Here is a 4,008-nt window from a genome sequence, read left to right on the forward strand (position 1 = left end):
AATCACGCAGAACCAGAACCGTCTTTTTCTCCCATTTCTATTTTACACGAGCTTCCCCCGGTCGAAAACGTTCGCTCCTTGTGATAACCTGATACCGCGGTTGCCGCTTTCGCCCCTCGGGCAAATGAGCCCGACAAGCAACTCCCTCCGAGGGGCGCTTCGGAGGGGCACGCTGGCCGTGCCCGCTGGTGCAAAATGGAATATCCAACGTTGAAAGACGGACGTGACAGGCACGTCCCTCCGAGAAAGACGGACCTGACAAGCAGGTCCCTCCGAGCTGTGGCGAATCCGCGTGGCCGTCCGCGTCCCCATGACCGAATCAAAATGGCGGATGTGTCAGGCCGGCGACCGATTGATGTCCCGCGTTTTTTTACAACTTCGTGAGGGAATTCTCCATGAGGCGGATCACCGGAAGGCTTTCAAGCAGAAAATTACTGCCCTTGACCGCGGTAGGTGTGGTGGTGGCGGTTGTCAGCAGCGTCGATCCAGGCCGCCACCTGGTCTGGGCGGGAGAATCGCTCCGGCTGTGGTACGAACGGCCGGCAGAAAAGTGGACCGAAGCCCTGCCGGTCGGCAATGGCCGTCTGGGGGCCATGGTCTTTGGTAGAACGGATCGGGAACGGCTCCAGATCAACGAAGACACGGTCTGGGCTGGTTCACCCCATGACTACTCGCATCCAGGCGCCGCCAAGTATCTTTCTGAGATTCGTCGTCTCCTGCTGGAGGGAAGACAGCAGGAAGCCACCGCCCTGGCGGCCGAGCACTTCATGAGTATTCCACTCCGTCAGATGCCGTATCAACCGTGCTGCGACCTGGAACTGGACTTCGGCAAAACCGGCCCCGTCAGTTCGTACCGAAGGGAGCTCGATCTTTCCTCCGCCGTGGTGCTGACGACCTACCGCACAGGCGACGTGACATTCACACGCAGCGTCTTTGCCAGTTATCCGGATCAGGTGATCGTGGTCCGAATCACCGCCGACAAGCCTGGGGCGGTGACGTTCGTAGCCTCGTTGACAACACCCCATGCCCAACACGAAGTTCATGCGGCCGACAATCACATCGTGCTCCGCGGCAAGGTGGCGGACTACGTCATTCGGTCCACCGGTGAACGCCTTCCCAGCGCCATCCGTTTTGAAGTTCGGGCTGTGGTTCTGGCGGAAGGCGGCTCGGTCATCGCTGAGAATGGTGCCCTCCGGGTGCGCGAGGCGGACGCCGCAACGATTTTGCTCACGGCGGCCACCAACTATCGCAATTTCCGAGATGTGAGTGGCGATCCCTCGGCTCGCTGCGCTGCGGTGATTCAGAACGCCGCTTCGCTTTCCTACGAGAGATTACTTACGCGGCATCGGGAAGATTATCGCGCGCTGTTCAATCGCGTTCACCTCTCGCTGCCCGAAACTCCGGCGGCCGATCAGCCCACGGATCGCCGAATCCGCGATTTCGGCAAGCAGGAAGACCCACAACTGGCGGCCCTCTATTTCCAGTTCGGGCGGTACCTGCTGATCGCGAGTAGCCGTCCTGGCAGTCAACCAGCGAATCTTCAGGGAATCTGGAATGAAAGTCTTAACCCGCCGTGGGAGTCCAAATACACCACGAACATCAACGTGGAAATGAATTACTGGCCCGCCGAAGTGTGCAATTTGTCCGAGTGCGCCGAACCGCTTTTCGCCGCCATGGAAGAACTGGCGATCTCCGGCGCCCGAACTGCCGAGGTCCACTACGGGATGCCAGGCTGGGTGCTTCATCACAATTTTGACCTCTGGCGGGGAACGGCCCCTATCAATGCCGCAAACCACGGCATTTGGCCGATGGGCGGTGCCTGGCTCTGCCAGCACCTGTGGTGGCACTATGAATTCACGCTGGACCGCGAATTCCTGGCGCGCCGGGCATACCCCCTCATGAAGGGAGCGTGCGAATTTTTCGTCAACTATCTCATCGAAGATCCCCGAAGCGAACACCACTGGCTTATTTCCGGACCGTCCAACTCTCCCGAACAGGGCGGCCTCGTCATGGGGCCCACCATGGACCATCAGATCCTGCGTTACCTCTTCTTGACCACGGCCAAGGCGGCCGACATCCTCGGCGTTGATCCCGATTTCCGCGACAGGCTCCTGGAAATGCGAGCCCGTATCGCTCCAAACCAGATCGGGAAATATGGACAACTCCAGGAATGGCTCGAAGACAAGGACGATCCCAACAACAAACATCGACATGTGTCCCATCTCTGGGCCGTTTTTCCCGGGGAAGAGATCACACCACGGGGAACTCCGGAGCTCTGTCGGGCGGCCCGGCGATCCCTGGAATTTCGGGGCGATGGAGGAACAGGATGGAGCAAAGCCTGGAAGGTCTGCCTTTGGGCACGGTTTGAGGACGGAAATCGGGCATACAAGTTACTCAGAGAGTTGATCGCTCAAAACACCCTTCCCAATATGTTCGATACCTGTCCGCCGTTTCAAATTGACGGGAATTTCGGCGGCACCATGGGTATAGCGCAGATGCTGTTGCAATCCCACAGCGGTGAAATCTCCATTTTGCCTGCTCTGCCGGATGCGTGGCCGTCGGGCCAAGTGGAAGGACTCCGTGCGCGGGGCAAAGTGGGGGTCGCCATCCAGTGGGATGAGCACACGATCCTGGCGAAGCTGACACCCGAGGTGCCCCAGTCGATTCGCCTGCGACTTCCCAGCACCGTCAGACAGGTGGAGATTCGCGACGCTGTCGGTTCGCCCGTCACCACAACACGCACCGAAGATGGAGCGTACGTCTTTTCGGCGCAGCCCGGAAGCTACATCCTCCAGGCCAGCCGAGCCTAGCCAGGTAGGTCTCTATCGAGGACGAGGGGATTGCTTCTCCAGTTCCCTCGCCGCAATCTACCGCGAACGCTCGTCCGCTGATTACAATGGACGCTGAAGAGAGTGTGCCGCGAGCCCCTTGAAGAGCGGTCAATTCAAGACGAAGTCACCCTCAAGCGGGGCAAGGCATCGCCGCATTCTGGTAGTCTCTTACCGCAAACAGCCGGTGAGCCCGGGCGAAGGTCTCCGGTTCACACGGAGACCTGACAAAAGAGTTCTCCGCAGACAGAATCACGGGAGGGAAAAACCACCTTTATGATCAGCCGATACGAACACGCTTACGTGCTTGATGTCATGTCCGACGACCATCCCGGCATTGTGGCCACCGTGAGCGCGGCCGTGGAGGAACTGGGAGCCAACATCGACGCCTGCAGCCAAACGGTGCTAGGCGGCTATTTCACGCTGATTATGATCATCAGTTTGCCCCGCCCCATCGATCCGGAAGAGCTAGCCGAACACGTTCGGAAAGCCGGGGGAGCCTGGAACCTCCAGGTCCTTGCCCGGCGGGCCGTGCCTGTGGAAAGCTATTCTGCCAAGGTGCCCTGCGACCGTTTCGTCATCACGGCGTTCGGCAAGGACCAGCCGGGAATCGTCCGCCGGTTCAGCCAGTATTTGGCAAGTAAAGACATCAATATTGTGGACCTTTACGGCGACCACTCCGGCGACGAATTTGTGCTCATTGGCCAGATTGAGATCCCCACCAAATGGGATATTCGCCTTCTCCAGGCGGACCTCGAACAGATGGGGAGCGAACTCGGTTTCACGGTGAAGCTCCAGCACGAGAACGTGTTCGTGGCGACCAATCAGCTTCGCCTCATTCACAGCGCGGAGCGCTGGCCCAGTCTCTCCGCCGCCGAGCGATGAACCGGGGTTCCAACATTGACGGGGAGAAGATAAACCAGGTCGCCCCGAAGGGTCCGCCATAGCCGGCCTTCAGACTGTGGGACAACTCTCATCACCAGATTGCCCAAACCTCCGAAACCACCAACTTTCTGCCAATCTCAATAAAATCCCAGTCGTCCCCGCTTTTTTTCTGTCGCCAGTAAAGACTCCGGACCGCGCCGCGACTTTCCGCGGGAGTGAAAGTCAGCTCGAAGGAACTTGCCTGTTGGCGCTCGATTGGGACCTCGGCGAATCCGATTTATGGGCTGAATCTTTG

At 59.0% G+C, this 4,008-nt stretch carries 2 protein-coding genes; both read left to right on the forward strand.

Annotated elements, in window-relative coordinates; all coding sequences use genetic code 11:
- The first annotated feature begins 395 nt into the window (after window positions 1-395).
- Window positions 396-2,810, forward strand: a complete 2,415-nt coding sequence (locus tag H5U08_RS12070; protein ID WP_297033346.1) for a glycoside hydrolase family 95 protein — start codon at window positions 396-398, stop codon at window positions 2,808-2,810.
- 294 nt (window positions 2,811-3,104) lie between these two features.
- On the forward strand, window positions 3,105-3,713 hold the full coding sequence (locus tag H5U08_RS12075; RefSeq protein WP_297033347.1) for an ACT domain-containing protein: 609 nt from the start codon (window positions 3,105-3,107) through the stop codon (window positions 3,711-3,713).
- Window positions 3,714-4,008: the final 295 nt, after the last annotated feature.

Origin of the sequence: Thermogutta sp. (assembly GCF_014359955.1) — a bacterium.
GTDB lineage: Bacteria > Planctomycetota > Planctomycetia > Pirellulales > Thermoguttaceae > Thermogutta.